This window comes from Stenotrophomonas terrae, assembly GCF_001431465.1.
Taxonomy (GTDB): Bacteria; Pseudomonadota; Gammaproteobacteria; order Xanthomonadales; family Xanthomonadaceae; genus Stenotrophomonas; species Stenotrophomonas terrae.
Genome location: NZ_LDJJ01000013.1, coordinates 19,194 through 41,404, shown reverse-complemented (window position 1 = coordinate 41,404; position 22,211 = coordinate 19,194). Strand labels below are relative to the sequence as shown.

Here is a 22,211-nt window from a genome sequence, read left to right as displayed (position 1 = left end):
CAGGCTTGCATGAGGCGGGTCTGCCCCCATCTGGAATGACATGACCGAAAACGCTCTCACGCTCGCCGAAACCCGCCTGCTGCTGCCTTCAGGGCTGGATGCCAATCGCCTGGAACGCACCTTTGGCACCTTGCTGGGGCCGGGTATCGATTTTGGCGACCTGTACTTCCAGCATTCGCGCCGGGAGAGCTGGAGCGTGGAGGACGGCATCGTCAAGGACGGTGCCCATTCGATCGAACAAGGCGTGGGGGTACGCGCGATCGCCGGTGAAAAGACCGGTTTTGCGTATTCGGATGACATCCAGCCGGCGGCGCTGCTGGCGGCGGCGCAGTCGGCGCGGGCGATCTCCCGCGAGGGCGGCGAGCAGAACGTGCGCTCGCTGGTGCGCGGCAGCTCGCGCGCGCTGTACCCGGCGCTGGACCCGGTGGACAGCATCGGCAACGAGACCAAGGTGGAAGTGCTCAAGCGACTGGACCGTTACCTGCGCGCGGCGGACACGCGTGTGCAGCAGGTGATGGTGAGCCTGTCCGGCGGTGTCGACACGGTGCTGATCGCGCGCAGCGACGGCGTGCTGGCGGCGGACGTACGTCCGCTGGTTCGCCTCAATGTGCAGGTCATCGTCGAACAGAACGGTCGTCGCGAGTCCGGTTATGCCGGTGGCGGTGGCCGCTACAGCTATGAAGAACTGTTTGCCGGCGACCGCCCGGAAGCCTTTGCCCGCGAGGCACTGCGCCAGGCGCTGGTGAACCTGGAAGCCATTCCGGCGCCGGCCGGGGTGATGCCGGTGGTGCTCGGCCCAGGCTGGCCCGGCGTGCTGCTGCACGAAGCGGTCGGCCACGGTCTGGAAGGTGACTTCAACCGCAAGGGCACCAGTGTCTATGCCGGCCGGATCGGCGAGCGGGTGGCCTCACCGGGCGTGACCATCGTCGATGACGGCACCCTGGACGGGCGTCGCGGTTCCTTGAACATCGATGACGAAGGCACCCCGACCCAGTGCACCACCCTGATCGAGGACGGCATCCTGGTCGGCTACATGCAGGACACGCTCAACGCGCGTTTGATGGGCGTCGCGCCGACCGGCAATGGCCGCCGCGAATCCTTCGCGCACATGACCATGCCGCGCATGACCAATACCTATATGCGCGCCGGCAACCATGATCCGCAGGAGATGATCCGTTCGGTGAAGAAGGGACTGTACGCGGTCAATTTCGGTGGCGGCCAGGTCGACATCACCAGCGGCAAGTATGTGTTCTCGGCGACCGAGGCCTACCTGATCGAAGACGGCAAGATCACCGCGCCGGTGAAGGGCGCGACCCTGATCGGCAACGGTCCGGAGACCATGCAGAAGGTGCGCATGATCGGCAACGATCTGGCCTTGGATGAAGGCGTGGGCATCTGCGGCAAGGACGGGCAGAGCGTGCCGGTCGGTGTCGGCCAGCCGTCATTGCTGATTGATGGGCTGACGGTGGGTGGTACGCAGGCTTGAGGTCGCTTTAAGCGCTTCCCCTCATCCGCCCTCCGGGCACCTTCTCCCGCTCGCGGGAGAAGGGATTGCAAAGCTGCAGTCCGAGCTGACTCCGCAGCACCCTAAATGCCAGCATTCCCTTCTCCCGTTTACGGGAGAAGGTGCCCCGAAGGGGCGGATGAGGGCAGCTTTTCGCTACAGAACCAAACCGACGGTCCCCTCAACCCAGCTCAATCCTGCGCGTCGTCGCCATCCACATCATCAGCATCGTCATCACCGCCAACTTCCGCGGCTGCACTCAGTACCGGCACCAGCATCAGCTCGCGCAGTACCTGGTAGATCTCGCGGTAGGCGCGCGGCGGCTTGTTCTTGGCTTTCTCGGCCAGCGCATTGCGGACCAGCGTACGCAGCCCCTGGCGATCGGCTTCCGGGTGTTCGTCCAGCAGCTCGCCCAGGGCAACGTCGCCCTCGGCCAGCAAACGCTCACGCCAGCGCTCCATGCGGTTCATGATGGCCACTTCGCGGCGCGAGGTCTCGCTGTTGGCGTCCAAGGCGTTGCGGATCGCGTCCAGGGTTTCGTCTTCCTCGCGGCGCATCTGCTTGGCAAGGAATGCCAGCTGGCGCTTGCGGGCACCGTGCGAGGTGATGCGCTTGGTGTACTCGATGTGTTCCAGCATGCCTTCCGGAATAGGCAGGCGTGCCAGCTGGGCCGGGGTCAGCTCCACCAGGGTTTCGCCCAGCGCCAGCACTTCCAGCGCTTCGCGCCGGTTCTGGCTACGGCTTTCGCCCAAAAATTCACCGGTTTCTTGATCGCGTCCGCGCATCGCACTGCTACCTACTAAACTTCATGACAGGAAAGCCGGGCGCTCGCCGGGCTTCACGAGGGATCCCCGTCACACCGCCGCCAGTCAGGCAAGACCGGGCAGATGTGAAGGGATTCGGCCACCAAGGATAAAGCATTGAACGTCATTAGCACCCAAAACCCTGCCGTCGACGACAGCCAGCAGCGCCTGGAGCGCTTGACCGGCATCTCCCAGCGGCTGCTGGAGCGGGCCCGCGCGATGGGCGCCAGCCAGGCCGAGGTCAGCTGCAGCGAGGACCGCGGGCTGGATGTGAACGTGCGCCTGGGCGAGGTCGAGACGGTCGAGGCCACCCACGACCGCGGTATCGCGGTGACCGTGTATTTCGGCCAGCGCAAGGGCAGTGCCAGCACCGCCGACCTGCAGGAGTCCAGCCTGGAGGCCACCGTGGCGCAGGCCTGCGCGATCGCCCGGCATACCGAGGACGACCCGGCCGCTGGTCTTGCCGACCCGGCGCTGATGGCCACCGAGTTCCCGGACCTGGACAGTTGGCACCCTTGGGAGCTCAGTGCCGAGCAGGCGCTGGACCTGGCCCTGGCCTGTGAGTCGGCCGGCCGCCAGAGCGACAGCCGCATCAGCAATTCCGATGGCGCCTCGGCCTCCACCGCGCAGAGCGTATCGGTCTACGCCAACTCGCATGGCTTCATCGGCCGTGACCGCAGCAGCCACCATTCCATTGGCTGCGCGCTGATCGCAGGGCAGGGTGACGGCATGCAGCGTGATGGCTGGTATACCAGTGCCATCGCCCGCGAAGACCTGGATGACCCGGCAGCGGTGGGCTTGCGCGCGGCCGAACGCACCGTGGCACGGCTGCAGCCGCGCTCGCTGCCGACCGGCGAGGTGCAGGTGCTGTTCGCCGCGGAAATGGCGCGTTCGCTGATCGGCCACCTGCTCAGCGCCGTCTCCGGCGGTGCGCTGTACCGGCGTGCCAGCTTCCTGCTCAACAGCGTGGACACCCAGCTGTTTCCGCAGTGGTTTGGCATCGAGGAGCTGCCGCTGCTGCGTCGCGGCCTGCGTTCCAGTTCCTACGACGGCGAAGGCGTGGCTACCCGCAATTCGGCCTTGATCACCGACGGCGTATTGCAGCGCTACATCCTGGGCAGCTACTCGGCGCGCAAGCTGGGCCTGCAGACCACCGCCAATGCCGGCGGCGTACACAACCTGAAAGTGAAGGCCAATGCAGGCGATCGCGCGTCCATGCTGTCAGGTATGGGGACCGGTCTGCTGGTGACCGAACTGATGGGGCAGGGCGTGAATGGCATCACCGGCGACTACTCGCGCGGCGCCGGCGGCTTCTGGGTGGAGAACGGGCAGATCGTCTACCCGGTAGACGGCATCACCATCGCCGGCAACCTCAAGCAGATGTTTGCCGGTATTGAAGCGGTGGGCACCGACGTGGATAAGCGCTCGCATGTCGCGGTTGGCTCGATCCTGGTCGGCAAAATGACCGTGGCAGGTAATGATTGACGCAGTCTTGGTAAACAGCGGACTATTCTTATGTGGGAGCTAGAGCGCTCCCTATAGCTGTCAGCCAGTATTGATAAACCCTTTACAAGGATCTTGGGGAAACAATGAGCGATTACCAGAATACTCCGCCGCCGCCGCCGACCAGCGCCGGTGCTTCCGACGACAACAGCATCGCGATGCTGGTGCACCTGTCGGGCATCTTCTTCAGCTTCATCGTGCCGCTGATCGTGTGGCTGGTGAACAAGGACAAGCCGGAAAAGGCCTTCTTGAATGCCAACTCGAAGGAAGCGCTGAACTTCCAGCTGACCCTGCTGGGCGCCTACTTCATCAGCGGCATCCTGATGGTCGTGCTGATTGGCTTCCTGACCTATGCCGTGGCATGGATCGGTGGCTTGGTATTCGCGATTCTTGCGGGCCTGGCGGCCAACAAGGGCGAGACCTATCGCTATCCGATGACGATCCGCCTGATCAAGTAATCGGCGTGGTGGTTGTTTGACGAAAGCCCGGCGCAAGCCGGGCTTTTTGTTTGCGCGCAGTGCGGTGGTTTAGCCCCCTCCCTTTGCCGAAGGCAAGGGGAGGGCTGGGGAGGGGTTGGCCGTTCGCGGCCATGCAGGCATTGCCAGCTTTGTGGCTCACGCCGCTCCCACACACTGCAATCAATGCGAGCGGCGTACCGTCAGTTCGGCCAATGCCGCCAAGGCTGCCGCACGCTGGCCAAACGGAATCAACGCTGCCTGCATCGCGGTTGCCAGCTCGGACAAGGTGGCCTTGGCGCCGTCCATGCCCAGCAATGAGGGGAAGGTCGACTTGTCCTGGGCCTGGTCCTTGCCGGCGGTCTTGCCCAACTGCTCCGAGCTGGCCTCGACATCGAGGATGTCGTCGCGGACCTGGAAGGCCAGGCCCAAGGTATCGGCAAAACTGTCCAGCTGTGCAAGCTGGGCGTCGCTGGCTTCGCCGCACAACGCGCCCATGCGCACGGCCGCGCGGATCAGCGCACCGGTCTTCAGCGCATGCATGTGCTTGAGATCAGCCAGTGCCTGCTGCTGACCGGTGGCGTCGATATCCAGTGCCTGCCCGCCGCACATGCCGGCGGCGCCGGAAGCGCCTGCCAATGTCTTTATGCAGTTCAGCGCCAATGCCGGTGGCATCCAGGCGTCGGCGAGGATTTCAAAGGCGCGGGTCTGCAGGGCATCACCGGCGAGGATCGCGGTGGCCTCGTCAAAGGCGATATGGGTGGTCGGGCGGCCGCGGCGCAGGTCGTCATCGTCCATCGCCGGCAGGTCGTCGTGTACCAGCGAGTAGGCGTGGATCAGTTCGACCGCTACCGCAGCGGCGTCCAGACGCGCTTCTTCGGCTGCGAACAGGTAGCCGGCTGCATAGACCAGCATCGGCCGCATGCGCTTGCCGCCGCCCAGCGCCGCATAGCGCATGGCCTGGTGCAGGCGCTGCGGGGCAAGCTCGGGGTCGGGCAAGGCGTCCTGCAGCTGTTCTTCGGTGCGCTCCAGCCAGCGGGTGAGCAGGGCGTCAGTCTTCATTGCCGCTGCTTTCAAAGGGTTCGGATTTTTCCGGCTGGGCCGGGTCGGTGAGCAGGCGCACGCGCAGCTGGGCCTGTTCCAGCGCCTGCTGGCACTGGCGGTAGAGGCCAACGCCACGTTCATATGCGGTCAGCGACTGTTCCAGACTCAGGTCGCCGGCTTCCATCTTCTCGACCAGCTGCTCCAGTTCTTCGAGCGACTGCTCGAAGTGGGCCACCGGTGAGGTTTCATTGGGGGACTTTTTTGCCATGGCGCAAGTGTGAGCGGCCAGCAGGAAAGGGTCAATTCACCGGATCTGGCGGTTGCCATTCCAGCGCGGCGCCGTGGGCCTGCAGCCATGCCTGCAGTGGCGCGGAAATGACCCGGTCAGCCGCCGCCAGCACGGTGTCGCCATCGCATAGCAGCGGCAGTTGCGCGCGCAGCCACGGTGGCACATCCGACTGCTGCAGGCGGTGTTTGAGTTGATGGCTGTGGCTGCGCCCAGTCAGCTGGATGCGCTCGCCGCCCTGGCGTTGGCGCAGCTGCACCGGCTGATCGAACGCGCTGGCGCCGTGCAGCAGAAGTTTGCCGCCATCCGGCAGCTCGGCCGGCGCGCTGCCGTCCCACTGACGTGTCCAGCCTTTGGGCCAGGCCTTGGTCAAAGGCAGTGCATGCAGTTGCTCACGCCAGCGCACGATGCGGGCCTGCTGCCAGCGGAACTCGGCCTGTTGGTCGTGGCCGGAGGCCAACAACTGCTGCTGGATGGCCAGTACGCCGTTGGCCGGCAGTGCTGGCAGTCCGCGTTGGTTCACCCACAGCCGCAGCAGGCGGGATTGTTGCGCGGGTGCAAGCAGCCTCAGCGCGGCGACCTGCAGCGCTCCGCTCGGGTCCAGACCCTGCTGCAGCAGGGCTGCATCGTTTTCATGCAGCAACGCCGCTGCCTGCGCTGCCAGCCCGGCGCTGCGCGCCATCGCAGCGCTGGCATGTGGCCAGCGTTGGCGCAGCAGTGGCAGCACCTGCAGGCGCAAGAAGTTGCGGTCGAAATCCGCGCTGTCGTTGCTGGGGTCTTCGATCCAGTGCAGGCGGTGCTGGCTGGCGTAGGTCTCAAGTGCCGAACGCGGCACCTGCAGCAGGGGCTTCCACAGCGTGCTGCTGCCAAAGCTGCGCTGCGCCTGCATCGCGCCGAGGCCATCGACACCCGCACCGCGCAATGCGCGCAACAGGAAGGTTTCCGCCTGGTCATCCTGATGGTGGGCCAGTGCCAGCCATTCGCCTTGTTGCAGATGGGTCTTGAAGGCGGCATGGCGGGCATCGCGGGCGGCGGCTTCCAGGCCGTGGCCGCTGTCACGCGGAACCTCGACCTGGACCACCTGCAGCGGGATGTTCCATTGCGCGCACAGCGCGCTGCAGTGGTGTTGCCAGTGATCGGCAACAGCCTGCAGGCCATGGTGTACATGCACGGCGCGCAGGCTGCCGGGCCTGCGTCCGGGCGCGTTGGCAAGCAGATGCAGCAGTACGGTGGAATCCAGGCCGCCGCTGAAGCCGACCATCACCGGGATGTCGGTTGCGTCCTGCAGCAGAGTGGGAGAAAGCGCGGTCATGGCCGCGCCGAGTATCGGCGGCGGCGGCGATGGCTGCAATTGTTGATTTACCGGGATGGAGGTTGTGGGAGCGGCGTCAGCCGCGAAGCAGATGGTCTTTCAGGTTGCGGGGTGGTTGGCAGTTTCAACGGCGCCAGCTTCGCGGCTGACGCCGCTCCCACACAGGCCCAAACGCCTGCAAATCCAGCTCAGGGCAGGATTTTGCCCTGCCGATCGATGCGGTAATGCTTGCCGCCTTCGATCGCGGTGTGGCCGTCGGCATCGGGTTTGCCGGGGGCGCAGCCTTGGCAGACTTCGGCAATGCCGTCCTTGAAGGGCCAGCCCCAATCGAAGCGGGCAGCGAAAGCCGGCTGCAGTTGGCGGTCGTAGTAGCCGATCTGGCCATCGACCCAGGCCCGGGCCAGGCCTTCCTCGAAATAGTCCGGCCCGTTGTCGTAGGTGATCACCGCCAGATGGCGGCCATCGCGACGCAGGTAGTAGTGATGCTTGCCGGCAATGACAGCGGCCAGCCCATCAGCATCGTACTCAAGCTGCGCCAGCGCAGTTTCGGCGACGATCAGCGTGCCATCGCTGGCCCGCTTGCAGCCCTCCAGAATCTTGAACGTGTCGGTGTCCATCCGGTAGCAAGGGTGGTCGACCAACGCGAGCGCTGGCGCCGTGACCAGTGACAGCAATGCTGCCACTGGCCATACGGCAGCATGCCGGATCCGGCTCACTGCGCCGTGCGTTCGAAATTGGCCGGCTGCGGCAGTTCCACCGGCACGCCGTGGGTGTCGCAGGTGCCCAATGCGCACAGGCGCTCGCGCAGGCGCGGGGTGGACTGCACGATCAGGTGGTAGATGGTGTTCTGCTCCATCGTGCCGCGTACCGCCTTGCTGCCCGGACCACGCGCCCAGATGCCGACGTCTTCGCCGCCGTGCGATTCGCTCTTGGACGGCACCAATGCTTCCTGCATGTAGTCCGGGTGCTCGGTGTCGACGTGGGTCAGGTCGGGGCGACCATTGGCGGCCTCGAAGCTGCTGGGCGAATGCGGGAAGCGCTTCGGGCCAGCCGGCTGCTGGTTGCTGGCGCCGGTATAGCCCGGGCCGTTGGCGTAGCTGAGCGTGGTGTAAGGCATGCCCATGCCGTCGCGGGCCAGGTCCAACGCGCCCATGCCGTCTTCGCCGCCCTTGTCCTTGACCTTGCCGAGGATGGCATTGCCGCGCGCCGGGTAGCCGACAAAGTTCAAGGTGTGCGAGTGGTCGGCGGTGACGATGATCAGGGTGTCGTCGGCAGAAGTGGCCTCAACCGCTGCCTTGACCGCATCGGACATGGCGATGGTGTCGCCCAATGCACGGGCGGCGTTGCCGCTGTGGTTGGCGTGGTCTATGCGCGCGCCCTCGACCATCAGCACGAAGCCTTCCTGGTGCTTGGACAGGTTGGCGATGGCGGCGCGGGTCAGTTCGGCCAGCGACGGCTCACCGGCCGGGTCCTTGGCGCGGTCCTGCTCGTACTGCATGTGGTCCGGCTCGAACAGGCCCAGCAGCGCCGGTGCATTGGCGGCGGCCTTGAGCTGGTCAGCATTCCAGACGTACGCACCCTGCGGGTGCTTGGCCTGCCATTCGGCCACCAGGTTGCGGCCATCCAGGCGCAGGCCGACCTTGTCGGCGTATTCCGGGTCCTGCTCGTTGATGGTGGTGAACTGGCCACGGCCGCCGCCCAGGGCGACCAGCGGGCCCTGTCCGTAGCGGGCGGTGGAGATCAGCTGCTGGGCGATGTCCACGCAACCGGCGGCCTTGGCGGCTTCCGGCAGGTCGGTGTCGTTCTCCCAGTTGCGCTCCGGTGAGTGCGCGTAGGTGGCGGCCGGGGTGGCGTGGGTCAGGCGTGCGGTGGAGACGATGCCGGTGGCCATGCCGGCGCTGTCGGCCAACTGCAGCCAGGTCAGCAGGCCTTTGGGCATGCTGTCGGCGCAGTTGCTGCGGCTGCCGGCGCTGACGCCGATGGCGCCCATATGGCTCTTCACGCCGGTGGTGATGGCGGTCATGGTGCCGGCCGAATCGGGGGTCTGCGAGTCGGTGTTGTAGGTCTTGCTGAATGCGGTAGCCGGGAAGCGCTCCCAGGACAACAGGTTTTCTTCGCCCGGCTGGCCCTTGCGCTGGCCTTCCAGGATGCGTGCGGCCGCCACGGTGGTCAGGCTCATGCCGTCACCCAGGAACAGGATCACGTTCTTGGCCTTGCCGGCCATGGCGCCATTGCCGGCGGCGCGGGCGGCGCCATCGCGGTACCACCACTGCGGTGTTTCCCCGTCCGGGCGGGTGATCTGGGGGACGTCAACACTGACTGCGCTGGCCGCGCCGGACTGCGGGGCCGTGCTGGCGCATGCGCCAAGCAGCAGGGTGGACAGGGCGGCGGACAGGAAACTGGCTTTGTGCATCGGGGTTGTTACCGCTGGATGAAGGCAGACCGCCATTATGGTCAAGCCTGGAAGGCATGCATATGACACGCAGCTTTTCTTTGTGGGCATCGTGCTGGCTCAGGCCTTGCGCTATCGTGGCAACCTTCGATTTGTTCTGCGGATTGACGATATGAATGTGGTTTCTGCCTGGCTGCGGATCCCCTTCTGGCAGCGGGTGGTGGGCGGCTTTGTGCTGGGCGCGCTGGCGGGCTGGGCGCTGGGGCCGGCTGCCGAGACCTTTTTTGGTCCATTGGGCGAGCTCTACGTCACCCTGATCAAGATGATCGCGGTGCCGCTGGTGTTCTTTGCGGTGATCAATGCGATTGGCTCGCTGCATGGACAGAAGTCGGTGGCGGCGCTGAGTGGCCGCACCTTCCTGTGGTTTGTCATCACCGCCGCGTTTGCGGTGGGCATCGGCCTGCTGGTCGGCACGGTGATGCAGCCGGGTACCGGCGGGCTCAAGCTGGCGGTGGATTCCACGTACACCCCGCGTGACGTGCCGTCCATCGCCAAGGTGTTGATGGATGTGGTGCCGTCCAATGTGTTCTATGCGCTGGCCGGCATCGGCACCAAGGCCAATGCGGCCGGTGAGCAGGTGTTGGCCGCCGGGCGTGGCTCGATCCTGCCGGTGATCTTCTTCGCTGGCCTGCTGGGCTTTGCGATGGTCAAGCTGGGCGAGAAGGTCAACGAGGCGCGCAAGCTGGTCGGCCAGATGAGCGAGATCATGATCCAGGTGACCCGCTTCGTGCTGGAGATGACGCCGCTGGGTACCTTCGGCCTGATCGCCGGGCTGGTGGGCAGCTATGGTTTCGAGAAGCTGCTGCCGCTGGGCAATTTCGTACTGGCGCTGTATGTGGCCTGCGCGCTGCATATCGTGGTGGTCTACAGCGGCTTGTTGCTGGTGCACGGGCTCAACCCGTGGAAGTTCTTCCGCGGTGCGGCGCCGGGCATGCAGGTTGCCTTCGTGGCCTCGTCGAGCTTCGCCGCGATGCCGGTGGCGATGCGTTCGATCAGTGACAACCTGGGTGTGAACAAGGATTACGCCTCGTTCGCGGTGCCCCTGGGCGCCAGCATCAAGATGGACGGCTGCGGCGCGATATATCCAGCGCTGTGTGCGGTGTTCATTGCGCAATACACCGGTGTGCCGTTGACGCCCGAGCAATACGTGATCGTGCTGATCGCCTCGGTGCTGGGCAGTTTTGGTACCGCCGGCGTGCCAGGTACGGCGGTGGTGATGGCGACGGTGGTATTGAGCGCAGCCAACCTGCCGTTGGAGGCGATTGGTTACCTGTACGCGATCGACCGCATCCTCGACATGATGCGCACCATGACCAATGTCACCGGGCAGATGGTGGTGCCGGTGATCGTGGCCAAGGAAACCGGGTTGCTCGACCAGCAGGTCTACGATGCGGCAGGCACCCCGGCGATGGGCGGCGGTGCCAATGGCCGTCATCTGGAGTGAGCGGCAGTTCGCCGCGGCATCCGCGTGAACGGCCAGCAGCGCGTTGATGCTGGCCGGTTGAATATTCGAGCTGAGCGAAATCCGGTGCCAGGACTCTGGCATCGGATTTTTTTTTCCTATCCCTGCGGCAGGTGTCTTGGTGCTGCCAGCAGAGTTACAGCGGCAGTGTAGGAGCGGCGTTAGCCGCGAAGCCGGCAGCGCTGCAGTCCTTGCATGCATGACATCTGAAAGCTGCCCCAGCTTCGCGGCTAACGCCGCTCCTACAGGCGTTGCCTTGCGCCAATGCGTCGCTCCCACAGACCAATGCCTGTTTGGCTGTAGCAGCTGTAACAACTGTCTGTAACAGCGCTGATACACCTGCGTGAAAGCCGCGCCCGGCTTGGGTCCGCGGTGTTTCAGCAGGCGGGCATACGCCGCATTTGAAATCCGCAGGGCTGTGACAGGGATACACCTGTAACGCCGCTTGCGGAATGCAAGCATATGTTTTCAAAAGAGATTCAAGCTTGGCACGGTTACTGCTCCCTCACTCGCGTTGTTACGAGTGGACGACGCAATGGACAGCTGGACCCTACATCGTTATGCCGCCCTGATCGGACTATTGCTGATCGGCGCTGCCGCCAGTGAGAGCGCCTTGGCCTCCGGCGCACGCCAAGGTGTCAAGGCCCAGCCGGGGGAGATCGTGTTGCTGCGTGACGTATCCACCCGCCCGGCCTATCGGCCGGCACCGCCGGGCATGGCCCTGATCGCGGATCCATCGCCGCGCAAGGAAGTGGGCGCCGCGCTGGGTGTTGGTGGCATGAGCGAACTCAGTGATGACGACTACGCGTCGATGGGCTCAGGTATGTCCAGCAGCCTGGCAAGCGGGCATGGCCAGACCACGGTGGAGCGGGTAACCAACGGTATGGTCGGTGGCACGCTGGGACGGGTAACCGGCGGAGACGGAATGCTGTCCGGTGGGCAGATGTCGCGTGCCATCGGCGGCCCGATGGGTGCCGTAGGCGGTGCCACACGCGGTATCGGTGATCAGGTGCGTGGCGCATTGGCGCAGTTCCCGCTGGGCCAGCCAGCTGGGCCGGGTGGCAAGTGAACACCGCCTTCCTCCGTCTGTCGGGCGCAGTGCTGGCACTGCTGCTGGTCGGCGCGGCGCAGGCGCAATCGCGCACCGACAGCTACATCGGCATGTTGTCCTACCTGTCTGCGGACAGCCGCATCGACGGCAATGCGCTGGCTGGCGCGGATGGCTCGATCAAGGTCAACCAGGCCGCCGGTGAGCTCAACCTGCAGGCCAACCTGCACAGCATGGCCAATGGCAGCCAGGCAGCGTCAAGCGTACGCAGCCTGCAGCAGCGGCAAGCCAATCTCTACAACACACCGATGCAGGCTTCGGCCGTGATCGGTGGCAATGCGCTGGCCGGAGCCAGCGGCATCGCTTCAATCAATCAGGCCAGTGGCGGCGGCAATGCGGAGCTGAACTCCGTCAATGCGACGCTGGCTGCACAGGGCATACGCGAGGCAAGTGATGAAGCAATGACTTCATCCGAGGTGCTCGCGTCGGCGGGGGGGCAGTCCATCGTCACCGACCCGCGCGCTACCCGACGGGTAGGCGTGGAGGAATCCGCACTACGTGGATTTGACGGCGTATTGCAACTCAATCAGATCGCGGGATCAGGCAATGCAACGGAGAACAGATTCAGCATCTCCGTGCAGGCCACCCCGTGAGCACAGCTCCATCCACCCGATGCATCAGAAAACCTGAAGAGGGCACCATGAAAGCGATCAAATGGAATGTACTCGCCATGGCGGTTACCGCATTCACCATGAGTGCGGCGGCCAGTGCGGCGGACGATCAGAACGCGAGCGCGACCATCAATCACCTGCACAATGTGAGTGAGACGCGCACCAACACCAACACAAATACGAACACCAATACCAATACCAACGTAAATACCGATGTAAACACCGCGATCGATACCGACATCGATCTGAAGTTGGATGCCGCTGCCAGACTGCGCTACAACGATACGCGCAACAACACTGACACCCGCACCAATACCGAGACGACCAGCAACACGCAGACCAGCAACACCTGGTCCAACGATGTCACCGAGAACGTACAGAAGACCTCGAACATCTCCGCCGACGAACGCAAGGAAAAGAACAACCACGGCGTTGATGTGAACATCGAGAAGGACATCCGTCTGAGCTCGGACGTGAACTTCTCCGGTGACCCGACCATTACCGGCGACATCGATCTGGATTCGGCCGCGATTGCCATCATTGACAACCGCCAGGCGATCTCCGGTAACCACGCCCGCAATGGGTTGCTGGAAAACACCGCTTCGATCGGCGATGACGTTGGCTCCGATGCCTCGGGCAACCTTGGCTTCAACGTGGCTGCCGGTGACAACAACGCGCAGGACAATGCTGCTGCGCTGTCCGCTGCCGATGCGTCCTTCAGCTTTGGCATGGCTGACGCCGAAGTGTTCGTGAATCAGGCCGGCACCAACAACATGACCTGGAACCATGGCGTGACCAATGATGCTGGCATCAGCGGCAACGCGTTCTCCGGTGCGGCCGGCAACATCGGCGTCAACGTGACCTCGGGTAACAACAACGAGCAGAAGAACGCTCTGGCCGCTTCGGTTGCCACCAGCGCCTATGCCACCTCGACCATCAGCTCGAACCAGACCTCGAGCGGCAACCGCGTCGAGAACAACGGCTACTACGACCGCATGGTCAGCACCGTCAATGTAAACCTGAGCGGCAAGGTGACGGGCACCACCAAGGGCAGCGGCACCGGCGAGTACACCGGCACCGGCAATTCCTATCAGAAGTCCAACTTCTACGTGGATAACTGGTCGGGCGATACGCATCCGTCGGGCGACCAGACTGGTCACTCGGATTGGGACAACGAGACCCAGGGTGCCGTGGCCAACCCGAACAGGCCGGGCGTGGGTGGCATGGCATGGGATACCGATGAGAAGGGCACCAGCAAGTTCAGCGAGATGGGAACTGCTGATCTGACGGCCAGCCTCAGTGGGCAGGTGAGCACCGTCAACTGGGTGGCGGTCAATGCGACCAATACCGCTAGTCTGTCGGGCTCGGCGTTCTCCAACGCCTCCGGCAACATCGGTGTGAACGTGTCCTCCGGTACCGGCAACCTGCAGGCCAACAGCCTTGCGCTGGCAGTTGCACAGCCCTCGACCGGCGGTGGCACTCCGCCGGGCAACCCGGGTGGTGAGTAACCGGAAGCGCCATCCTTTTGGATGACGCACCGGCTTCGCGCAACAAGCCCGGCCATCCGCCAATGACCGGGTTCCGGGAGCCCCCATTCCTTTCCCCCGGGAGGGGGGGCTCCCACCTTCCTATTCGCTGGAGGCGCCGTGTTCATGTTCCGTTGCTTGCTGCTGACCTGTGCGTTGTCGCTGTCTCCTGGCCTGCTGCATGCGGGCGAGGTGGCATTCAACGGCGTGCTGCCCAATGGGGCCCTGTACAGCGGCAAGATCGAGAGCATGAAAGAACGGCGTTTCCGCAACCTGGTGCGGCAGCAGACCGATTACAGCTGCGGCGCCGCGGCCTTGGCCACGATCCTCAAGCATGCCTACCACTTGAATACCGATGAGGCGACGGTGATCGAGGGAATGATGGGGGTGGCCGATCCGGAGTTGGTGAAACAACGCGGATTCTCATTGCTGGACATCAAGCGTTACGTGGAATCGCTGGGCATGCGCGGGCGCGGTTACCGGATTGATGAAGACCGCTTGGCGAACCTGCGGGTCCCTGGCCTGGTGTTGATGGATGTGCGTGGCTTCCGCCACTTCGTCGTGCTCAAGCAGGTGCGTGATGGCGTGGCCGAGATTGCCGACCCCATCCTGGGCAATCGCGTGGTGCCGATGGCCGAGTTCCTGCAGTCCTGGCCCTCGCGGGCGGTGTTCGTGGTGATAGGCAGCGATTTCGACCGCAATACCGTGCTGCTGCAACCTGCTGAAAGACCGAGTGCGCGCGCGCTGTATGCACGTCAAGGGCGCGGCCCCATTACCGATGCGGAGCTGGTCGATTTTGGTTTTACCCATGCCGACCTGTTCTGAAGGAGTGTTGTGATGAACATGACCAAGTTCGCCCTGCTGGCTTTGGCGCTGAGTGCCGCGCTGCCAGTGTATGGCGCGGAAAACCCGGGCAAGCCTGGCAAGGGCCTGCATGAAATACCCGACCCGGAATTGAACCTGATGCGCGGCCGTTACACCGTAGGGGGTAACGCAGTGGCGTGGTTCGGGGTAACCATGGTGTCGACCTGGCAGACCGGCACCGGCCAGAACCTGCAGGGCACGATGACACTGGGCATGGATTTCACCAAGGGCAACACGCCCAAGGTCAGCTTCACCCCCAGCGTCAACATCACCGCCGCCAATGCGCCGCTGCCGGATGTGGCAGGGCGCAGCATTGATGGCAGCGGCTTGAACAATGTGAGCGGTGTCAGCCAGAGCGTGCAGGTCGCCGGTGACAGCAACCGCGCCAGCAACGTGATGCATTTGAACGTACGCAATGACGGTGTTGTGCCCACTGGCAGCGGCACGGTTGCAGGCGATGCCAGCGCGCAGTCCGGCAACGCCAGCGCGGTGGCCAGCTTCGACGGCAATGCCGCGCGGCTGCAGTTGAACATCGAAGGTCAGGGCGCGGTGCAGCAATGGCTGCGCAGCGGCAGCGTTGGCCAGAGCATCCAGCTGACCAGCGATGGGCAGGTGGTGAACAACCGGTTGCAGATTGATCTGGTGCGGCAGTCGCTGGGGGGCAATCTGCCGCTTGCACAGAACGTGGCACAGGCCATCACGCTCAATCGGGGGATTGGCGGGGTCGGTGGGCAGTGAGCCCCGTGCCTGGCACGGGATTTTGCAGGTACAACGTAGAGGACGGCAGCAATGAAACGACTGGCGATGGCGGCGCTGGTGAGTCTGACTGTGGCTTCACCCAAGGTGTTGGCACAGGAGGCGACAACCGGCAGTAGCGATGAGGCGGATGTACGGGCTTTGGTTTCGCAGCTGGAGGCGTTGAAGGCCAGCTATGCACAGGAGGTGCGGCGCCTGCGCGAGTTGGACATGCAGGTGCAGGCGATCCAGGCGCGGGTAAGCGGCAAGACTGCGCAGATGCCTGCCGGGCAGCCGCCCACGGCAACGGCTGCAGGGCCTCAAGCGCCCGCAGCACCGGCCGCAGCTACGGCTGCCGCCGCGACGCCGCCGGCCGAAGGTTATGCCAGCAGCGCGACCGAGGCGCAGCAGGCCAAGGAAGCGGCGCGACGTAGTGTGGATGACGTCAAACAACAGCAGTCGGCCTTGTTCAACCAACGCCTGACGCTGGAAAACAGCGTCACCTACGCACGCTACGACCGCAAACAACTCACCCTCAATGGTTTCCTGGCGCTGGATGCGATTTTTCTGGGCAACATTGCCATCGAGAACGTCGAGTCCGATTCACTTACCTACAACTTCGCCGCACGTTGGGGCCTCAATCCACGCCTGACCTTGAACCTGGATGTGCCTTACATCGCCCGCAAAACCATCTACCAGAAGGGCGGTGCAGGCGGCTCGGCGGCGGCAATCGCGCAGGAGGAAACCCACGGCACCGGCATCGGCGATGTAACCGTCAGTGCCAACTACAAGCTGTTCGGCGAGCGTGGCTGGCGTCCGGAAACGGTGTTGACCGGTGCGGTGACCGCGCCGACCGGGCGTGAACCCTATGGCCTGGACTGGAAGGTGATTGAACGCGATGACGATGACTTCATCCGTTTCGCGGTGCCGGCCAAGCAGCCCACCGGCAATGGTTTGTGGCAGGCCAATATCGGTCTGTCGGCGGTCAAGAGTGCAGACCCTGCGATCCTGTTCGGCAACATCGGCTACGTACGTTCGTTCAAGCGCAGCTTCGACGACATCGATGCCAACCCGGACACGGTGAACCCGGGTGAGGTGGTTCTGGGTGATTCGTATTACTTTGGCGCGGGCATTGCGTTTGCCTTCAACGAACGTACCAGCCTGAGTATTTCCTTCAGTGACCGCATGAGCGCACGTGCTTCCACCCGCTACAAGAACGGCAAGTGGATGAAGATCATCGGCAGTGATGGCAACGCCGGCACGCTCAATCTGGGCGTGACCTATGCGCTGACCTCCAAGGCGACCTTCGTCAGCATGCTCGGCATTGGCCTGACCCCGGACGCACCGGATTTCAGCCTGGCCTTCAAGGTGCCTTACATGCTGTGAGCGTGTCTGGCCGGGTTGCGGAAGGTTGCAGCGCTGCGTTGTGCAATCAACGCAGCGCTTCCAGTTCCAGCTGGTGTTTGCGGCACATGCGGTAGATGGTGACCCGCGACACCTTCATCAGGCGCGCGCAGGCGCTGATGTTGTACTGGCTTTGTTGCAGACAGGACAGCAGGGTTTCACGTTCGGCGTGACTGCGCGCCTTGCTCAGTTGGGCACCGTCGGCGGGTAGGTTGAGTTCCAGATCGGCACTGCTGATCAATTCGCCTTCGGCGGTGATGGCGGCACGCTGTACCCGGTTGAGCAGTTCGCGGACATTGCCCGGCCACGGAAAGCGCTCCATCGCCTGGCGGGCTTCATGTGTGTAACCGCGCGCGCGGGTGGGGTGGCGCGTGCGGAAGTTGCGCAGGAATTGCCGTGACAGCAGTTCGATGTCGCCATCGCGCTTGCGCAGCGGCGGCATCGCCAGGCGTAGTACGTTGAGCCGGTAGTAAAGATCGCGGCGGAAGCGACCTTCTTCCACTGCACGCTCCAAGTCCACGTGGGTGGCGGCGAGGATGCGTACGTCCACCGCAATCGGCTGGTTGCTGCCGACGCGCTCGATCGTGCCTTCCTGCAGCACCCGCAACAAACTGGTCTGCGCATCCAGCGGCAGGTCGCCGATTTCATCGAGGAATACGCTGCCGTTGTGCGCGGTTTCGAACAGGCCCAGGCGGCGGCTGCTGGCGCCGGTGAATGCACCACGCTCGTGGCCGAACAGCTCTGACTGGATCAAGGTGGAAGGAATGGCGCCGCAGTTGATTGCCTGGAAAGGTTTGCCGCCGCGTGCCGACAGCCGGTGCAGGGCATGCGCGGCAACTTCCTTGCCGGTGCCGGTTTCGCCGGTGATCAGCACCGGCAGATCCACCGGCGCGTACTTTCGCAGTGTCGCGCGCATCACCAGCATCACCTCGCTCTCGCCGAGCAAGGTGTCCAGTACATCGTCGCTGGCCGCGCGCGGCACTTCATTGCTCAGCCCCTGCAGGCCGCGCAGCAGTTCCTTCAGATCCGGTGGATGCGGAAATTGCTGGCGGCACGCCGCCAGCAGCGGATGCTGCGGTGTGGCGTGGCTGCCGTCGTTGGCCGGGGTAATGGCAAACAACGGCATGTGCTGATGCTCGGCGGTCAGCTTGCCGATGCGCTCCAGCTCGCTGTCCGAGCTGGTGCGGAAATCGATCAGGCCAACCACCGTGTCACCGCCGCGCATGCCAATGTCGGCGGGTTGTTGGGGGAGTACCGTCCGCACGTGCCAGCCATCGGCAGCCAGCATCACTTTCTCTCTCGCCCCAGGATTTCCAAACCAGATCACACAACGCGTACTTGACATTTGTGTCGCCGCCATGCCTGGTCATCTGTCCATTGGCGGCCACGATATACCCCTGATTCGCGCATGCGCAATCGTATTCGTCACTTAATTTGGGGCTGGCAACGGGGCGTTCGCATTAACCTTTGTGCAGGAAAAGTTATCGCCCGCGGCTGAGCTGCAGGCAATAAAAAAGCCGCGGCCCCAGGGCCGCGGCTCAGCAGGTAGTTGCCGGCAGGGCGCTTACAGCGCCACGCGACGTGCCTGCATGAACTTGTCACCCCAATAACCGGTCATCAAGGTGTCGGTGCGGACGTCCTTGCCGGTGCTCGGGGCATGCAGGAAGCGACCTTCGCCGAGATAGATGCCGACGTGGTCGACGCGGCCCTTGCGGCCGAAGAACACCAGATCGCCAGCGGCCAGCGCCGAGCGGTCGTTGATCAGTTCGGCATTGGCCTGGCTGGCCATTTCGCGCGATACGCGCGGCAGCTCGACACCCAGGGCGGTACGGAACACGTAGCCAACCAGGCCACTGCAGTCAAAACCGGCATCCGGCGAGGTGCCGCCCCAGCGGTACGGGGTACCCAGCAGGGTCATGGCGCGGCGCAGGATGGACTGCACCTTGCCGTCCGAATCATTGGCCAACGCGGCTTCGGTGGCGGCCGAGATGCCCTTGGAGGCGTCGTAGGCAGAAATCAGGCGGCTGAGATCGCCGGCAAACATCGCCGAGCGGTCCATCAGTGGAATGGTGTCGCTGGCGGCAAGATGCGGCAGCAGCGCGGCGAGTGTGGCGGTAGCAGCGCTGTCGGCCTTGCTGCGGGGGGCTTCGGTCTTGGCCGCGGCGGGCTTGGCAGCCGCGGCGGTTTCGGCGCTCTGAGCGAAGGCGGGCAGGCTGGCCAGAGCCAGTGCCGCAGCACAGATCAGGCGGCGGGCGGTGAGCGTAACAATCTTTGGCTGGCTCGGATGGGACGTGTTGTCAGTCGTCACGCGGCAGTCACTTGAAAAAGTCGATGGGCGATCATGCCCTGTGAAACGTGTGGATAGGTACAATTTTCGTTAATAAATCGTTATTTTTCGCGAGGAATGTCTCGTTTTACCGTAATACCCGCTTCGCACCGGTGTAATGATCGCGCCAGTAGGCCCCGTCAAGGTGGTCCAGGCGGACGGTGCCACCGGTGCTGGGGGCATGCACAAAACGGCCTTCGCCGACGTAGATGCCGACGTGCCAGACGTTGCCTTTATTGCCGAAAAACACCAGATCGCCTGCGGCCAGGCGGTCAGGGGCGATCTTCGGCCCCTGGATTGCGGCAAGCTCGCGGGACGTGCGCGGCAGGTTCAGGGCCAGCATGTCCCGGTAGACGTAGGTCACCAGCCCGCTGCAATCAAAACCCGACTCCGGCGTGTTGCCGCCATAGCGGTAGGGCGTGCCGACCAGGCCCAGCGCCCGCATCAGCACCGAGGCCGCCGCGGCGGGGTCGGCAGGGGCCACCGGCGAGTAATTGCGGGCCGGCGCAGGCGTGGCAGCCCGCTTGGGCGGGTTGTGGCCACAGGCGGCAAGCGTGGCGGCGGCCAGGAGCGTGAGCGGCAGGCGCCACGAGCGGAAGCGGAAAACTGGCGTGATGTGCATGGAGCCCGGATAATGCGCCACCTAAGAAGGCCGTCATCATGGCGGCGTCCCCGGCGGCCGACAAGCCGTCCCAACGTCTGCCAGCGGGCAGCCATTTATCAGAGTTGCGCATGAAGATCGAAAAAGACCGCGTCGTCCGTTTCCACTACACCGTCTCCGAAGCTGGCCAGGAGCCGATCGAAAGCTCCAAGGACCGTGATCCCTTGGCCATCCTGATCGGCCACGGCAACATCATTCCGGGCCTGGAAGCGGCGATGATGGACAAGGAAGCCGGCGAGAGCTTCGGCGTCGACGTGAAGTCGACCGACGCCTACGGCGAGCGCCGCGAGGGCATGACCCAGCGCGTGCCGAAGAAGCATTTCGGCAAGACCCCGCTGATCCCGGGCACCCAGGTGATCCTGCAGACCAACTTCGGCCCGCGTGCGGTCACCGTTGAGAAGGTCGGCATGACCGTGGTCGACGTCGACCTGAACCACCCGATGGCTGGCAAGGACCTGCATTTCGACGTGGAAATCATCGAAGTGCGTGAAGCCAGCGAAGAAGAAGTGCAGCACGGTCACGTGCACGGCGACGGCGGTCACCAGCACTAAGCGCTTGCCGCAAGGCATTGCCAAAGAACGGCCCGCCAACGCGGGCCGTTCTGCGTTGAAGGGCGCGCGCCGGCGCGGCTACCTGTAGTGCCGAGCCATGCTCGGCAGGGGCTCTACCGGTAACGCCTCTGCCGAGCATGGCTCGGCACTACAGGGGGGCCTTTTGCCGAGCATGGCTCGGCACTACAGCCTTGCTCCCTCCCTTTCGCGCAGCGAAGGGGAGGGCTGGGGAGGGGTAGGCACTTGGTAGCGTTGAAACAGTCATAGCCTCGCCTATTGGGCGGGAAACAGCTGTGCAGCGTTGTCGGCAGCGATGCGAGGAAAACCCCTGCCGAGCATGGCTCGGCACTACATCGGTTCGCATGCTCTAATCGCGCACCTGTCGTTGAAGGATGTCGCCGTTGTCCTCTTCCGCTTTCCAGCCTGTGGCCGCCAATGAGCGCATCGCCACCTTGGATGTGCTGCGCGGCTTCGCCTTGTTCGGCATCCTGCTGATGAACATGGAGGCCTTCAGTGGCCCCTTGGACATGTCCTTCACCGGCATCGATCCGCACTGGCAGGGCAGCGACTACTGGGCCGATGCCTTCGTCTACATCTTCGTGCAGGGCAAGTTCTTCACCCTGTTCTCGCTGTTGTTTGGCGCAGGCTTTGCGGTGATGGCCCAGCGGGCCAGCAGTGCCGGCCGCGACTTCACCCGCTTCTATCTGCGCCGCAGCCTGGGCTTGTTGATCATCGGTGTGCTGCACGCGGTGCTGCTGTGGTCCGGCGATATCTTGGTGGCGTATGCCTTGCTGTCGTTTGCGTTGCTGGCGTTCCGCGAGGCACCGCGCAGCTGGCTGCCGGTATTGGGTACAGCGGCCTATGTGGGAGCGGCGGTGTTGATGCTGCTGCTGGGGGCCTTGATGCAGTTCGCCCCGGCCGATGCCAGCAGCACGCAGCAGGCTGCCGCAGTTGCCGTGATCGAAGCGCAGCGGCAAGCCTATGGACATGGCACTTATGTACAGGCGATCGCGCAGCGTCTGCGCGATCTGAGCGCGTCGCTGGGAGCGCTACTGGTGGTTGGCCCGCAGATACTGGGCATGTTCCTGATCGGCGCCTGGTTCGCACGCAGCGGTGCAATCGCCGATCCCGCCCGCTATCAGCGACTGTGGGCAGTGCTGCGCTGGCTGCTGCTGTCGATTGGCCTGGCGGTGATGTGTTCAAGCGTCTATCTGCAGTCCTACAACCCGCCGGGTCGTTTCGATATGCGCGGTGCAACGGCGTATGCGCTGACAGCCATCGCCGGCCTGCTGATGTGCCTGGGCTATCTGGCCTGGGGGGTACGCTGGAGCCGCCACCTGCAGTGGTTGGCACCGGCCGGGCGCATGGCATTGAGCAATTACCTTGGACAGTCCCTGGTCTGCACCTTGGTGTTTTATGCCTATGGCTTGGGTTGGTTTGAACAGATGGGCCGTGCAGGGCAGCTGTTGTTTGCGTTGCTGCTGTTTGCCGGGCAGGTCGCCTTGAGCCACGTATGGCTGCGTCGGTTCCAGTTCGGGCCGGTGGAATGGGCTTGGCGCGCGCTTACTTACTTGCAATTGCCACCACTGCGGCGCTGATCCGCT

The 22,211-nt window shown here is 64.1% G+C and carries 21 protein-coding genes; 12 read left to right on the top strand and 9 right to left on the bottom strand.

Annotated features, from left to right (window positions below):
* Positions 1-40: 40 nt before the first annotated feature.
* The gene (gene tldD / locus ABB27_RS04795) at positions 41-1,486 is read left to right on the top strand and encodes a metalloprotease TldD (RefSeq protein ID WP_057627090.1); all 1,446 of its coding nucleotides are present in this window, start codon (positions 41-43) and stop codon (positions 1,484-1,486) included.
* 209 nt (positions 1,487-1,695) lie between these two features.
* Here tldD and yjgA read toward each other — a convergent pair whose 3' ends face one another.
* A complete protein-coding gene (yjgA, locus tag ABB27_RS04790) occupies positions 1,696-2,289 on the bottom strand; it encodes a ribosome biogenesis factor YjgA (RefSeq protein ID WP_057627089.1) in 594 nt (197 codons plus the stop codon).
* 135 nt (positions 2,290-2,424) lie between these two features.
* Here yjgA and pmbA point away from each other — a divergent pair, with 135 nt between their 5' ends.
* On the top strand, positions 2,425-3,792 hold the full coding sequence (gene pmbA, locus ABB27_RS04785) for a metalloprotease PmbA (RefSeq protein ID WP_057627088.1): 1,368 nt from the start codon (positions 2,425-2,427) through the stop codon (positions 3,790-3,792).
* A 104-nt stretch (positions 3,793-3,896) separates the two neighbouring features.
* Entirely contained in the window at positions 3,897-4,268 is a 372-nt protein-coding gene (locus ABB27_RS04780) for a DUF4870 domain-containing protein (protein WP_057627087.1), read from the top strand.
* 180 nt (positions 4,269-4,448) lie between these two features.
* Here ABB27_RS04780 and ABB27_RS04775 read toward each other — a convergent pair whose 3' ends face one another.
* From ABB27_RS04775 to ABB27_RS04755, 5 genes are all read right to left on the bottom strand, one after another.
* Complete coding sequence (locus ABB27_RS04775) at positions 4,449-5,327, bottom strand: polyprenyl synthetase family protein (RefSeq protein ID WP_057627086.1); 879 nt, start codon at positions 5,325-5,327, stop codon at positions 4,449-4,451.
* Positions 5,317-5,577: an exodeoxyribonuclease VII small subunit gene (locus tag ABB27_RS04770; protein WP_057627085.1), complete on the bottom strand. Its 261-nt coding sequence runs from the start codon at positions 5,575-5,577 to the stop codon at positions 5,317-5,319. Before ABB27_RS04770 ends, ABB27_RS04775 begins: the two co-directional genes overlap by 11 nt.
* A gap of 31 nt (positions 5,578-5,608) precedes the next feature.
* Positions 5,609-6,907, bottom strand: a complete 1,299-nt coding sequence (gene tilS / locus ABB27_RS04765) for a tRNA lysidine(34) synthetase TilS (protein WP_057627084.1) — start codon at positions 6,905-6,907, stop codon at positions 5,609-5,611.
* A 188-nt stretch (positions 6,908-7,095) separates the two neighbouring features.
* Positions 7,096-7,524: a WG repeat-containing protein gene (locus ABB27_RS04760; RefSeq protein ID WP_057627083.1), complete on the bottom strand. Its 429-nt coding sequence runs from the start codon at positions 7,522-7,524 to the stop codon at positions 7,096-7,098.
* Positions 7,525-7,619: 95 nt separating this feature from the next.
* On the bottom strand, positions 7,620-9,320 hold the full coding sequence (locus tag ABB27_RS04755) for an alkaline phosphatase (protein WP_057627082.1): 1,701 nt from the start codon (positions 9,318-9,320) through the stop codon (positions 7,620-7,622).
* Between the two features lie 151 nt (positions 9,321-9,471).
* On the opposite strand from ABB27_RS04755, the gene ABB27_RS04750 reads away from it, so the two are divergent.
* The 7 genes from ABB27_RS04750 to ABB27_RS04720 all read left to right on the top strand — a co-directional run bounded on the left by ABB27_RS04750 (position 9,472) and on the right by ABB27_RS04720 (position 17,051).
* Entirely contained in the window at positions 9,472-10,803 is a 1,332-nt protein-coding gene (locus tag ABB27_RS04750; RefSeq protein ID WP_057627140.1) for a dicarboxylate/amino acid:cation symporter, read from the top strand.
* Between the two features lie 553 nt (positions 10,804-11,356).
* On the top strand, positions 11,357-11,890 hold the full coding sequence (locus tag ABB27_RS04745; RefSeq protein ID WP_057627139.1) for a hypothetical protein: 534 nt from the start codon (positions 11,357-11,359) through the stop codon (positions 11,888-11,890).
* Positions 11,887-12,522 (top strand): hypothetical protein, encoded by a 636-nt coding sequence (locus tag ABB27_RS04740; protein WP_244479139.1) that lies wholly within the window; start codon positions 11,887-11,889, stop codon positions 12,520-12,522. Before ABB27_RS04745 ends, ABB27_RS04740 begins: the two co-directional genes overlap by 4 nt.
* A gap of 47 nt (positions 12,523-12,569) precedes the next feature.
* On the top strand, positions 12,570-14,048 hold the full coding sequence (locus ABB27_RS04735; RefSeq protein ID WP_057627081.1) for a hypothetical protein: 1,479 nt from the start codon (positions 12,570-12,572) through the stop codon (positions 14,046-14,048).
* Positions 14,049-14,192: 144 nt separating this feature from the next.
* Positions 14,193-14,891, top strand: coding sequence for a C39 family peptidase (locus ABB27_RS04730; RefSeq protein ID WP_057627080.1), 699 nt, complete (start codon positions 14,193-14,195; stop codon positions 14,889-14,891).
* Between the two features lie 12 nt (positions 14,892-14,903).
* The gene (locus ABB27_RS04725; protein WP_425477487.1) at positions 14,904-15,668 is read left to right on the top strand and encodes a hypothetical protein; all 765 of its coding nucleotides are present in this window, start codon (positions 14,904-14,906) and stop codon (positions 15,666-15,668) included.
* A gap of 51 nt (positions 15,669-15,719) precedes the next feature.
* The gene (locus ABB27_RS04720) at positions 15,720-17,051 is read left to right on the top strand and encodes a transporter family protein (RefSeq protein ID WP_057627079.1); all 1,332 of its coding nucleotides are present in this window, start codon (positions 15,720-15,722) and stop codon (positions 17,049-17,051) included.
* A 46-nt stretch (positions 17,052-17,097) separates the two neighbouring features.
* Here the strand turns inward: ABB27_RS04720 and ABB27_RS04715 are convergent, their stop codons facing one another.
* The 3 genes from ABB27_RS04715 to ABB27_RS04705 all read right to left on the bottom strand — a co-directional run bounded on the left by ABB27_RS04715 (position 17,098) and on the right by ABB27_RS04705 (position 20,017).
* Positions 17,098-18,429: a sigma-54 interaction domain-containing protein gene (locus tag ABB27_RS04715; RefSeq protein WP_057627078.1), complete on the bottom strand. Its 1,332-nt coding sequence runs from the start codon at positions 18,427-18,429 to the stop codon at positions 17,098-17,100.
* Between the two features lie 204 nt (positions 18,430-18,633).
* Positions 18,634-19,377 (bottom strand): C40 family peptidase, encoded by a 744-nt coding sequence (locus ABB27_RS04710; RefSeq protein ID WP_057627077.1) that lies wholly within the window; start codon positions 19,375-19,377, stop codon positions 18,634-18,636.
* Between the two features lie 106 nt (positions 19,378-19,483).
* Positions 19,484-20,017, bottom strand: coding sequence for a C40 family peptidase (locus ABB27_RS04705; protein WP_057627076.1), 534 nt, complete (start codon positions 20,015-20,017; stop codon positions 19,484-19,486).
* Between the two features lie 110 nt (positions 20,018-20,127).
* Here ABB27_RS04705 and ABB27_RS04700 point away from each other — a divergent pair, with 110 nt between their 5' ends.
* Both ABB27_RS04700 and ABB27_RS04695 read left to right on the top strand, forming a co-directional pair.
* Complete coding sequence (locus ABB27_RS04700; RefSeq protein ID WP_057627075.1) at positions 20,128-20,607, top strand: FKBP-type peptidyl-prolyl cis-trans isomerase; 480 nt, start codon at positions 20,128-20,130, stop codon at positions 20,605-20,607.
* Positions 20,608-21,008: 401 nt separating this feature from the next.
* Positions 21,009-22,205, top strand: a complete 1,197-nt coding sequence (locus ABB27_RS04695; protein WP_244479138.1) for a DUF418 domain-containing protein — start codon at positions 21,009-21,011, stop codon at positions 22,203-22,205.
* Positions 22,206-22,211: the final 6 nt, after the last annotated feature.